The following is a 587-nucleotide window of genomic DNA, read 5'->3' as shown; positions in this document are numbered from 1 at the left end:
TTGGTCGCTGCGCCGGTCGGGCGGGGTGGGGTGTGGGGGGCGGTCGGGGTGGGGCCGGGGGTGGTTGCGGGGACGGGGTTCGCGGCGGGTGCTTGGACTCGGGTGGTGGGGGTGAGGGCTGACCGTGGCGCGGGGTCGCGGACGGGTGCGGGTGCGGGGTTGGTGGCGGCGGGACTGCGTGGTGCCGGAGTGGGGGCGGTGGTGAGGGGTGGGGGGGTTGTGTGTGCGGGTGTTTCTGCTGGGTTGGTGGCGGTGGGTGTGTGTTGCCGGCCGGTCCTGGCGTCCAGGTGGGCGTTGTGGGTGGGTGAGGATGGGGGTGGTGCGGGCGTGTCCGTGTGTCTGGTGCCGTGGGTGGGGTCGGTGTTGTTCTTCTGCCTGTAGTGCCAGGCGGTGTGATCGTCGTCGATGAGGGTGGCTGTGTCGTCGTTCCAGTTCTGCTTGCCGTCCGCTGCGGTAAAGGTCTGGACGTCGTCGTGCCGGGCGGTGTCGTTGTCTCCGACCATGGTGTCGGTGTCGGAGCCGTCCCCGCTCGCGGTGTCGGGGCCGTCGTTGTCGGTGCCGGTGGTGGCGGGGTCGTTGCTGAGGGA

The 587-nt window shown here is 71.4% G+C and carries 1 pseudogene; it reads right to left on the bottom strand.

Annotation, left to right across the window (positions count from 1 at the left end):
- Positions 1-587, bottom strand: a pseudogene (locus AQJ11_RS45075) (hypothetical protein); the annotation flags it as partial.

The organism is Streptomyces corchorusii (assembly GCF_001514055.1).
In the GTDB taxonomy this organism is placed as follows: Bacteria; Actinomycetota; Actinomycetes; order Streptomycetales; family Streptomycetaceae; genus Streptomyces; species Streptomyces olivaceoviridis.
The sequence above is the reverse complement of the archived record's forward strand: the minus strand, read 5'-3'. Positions and strand labels throughout refer to the sequence as shown.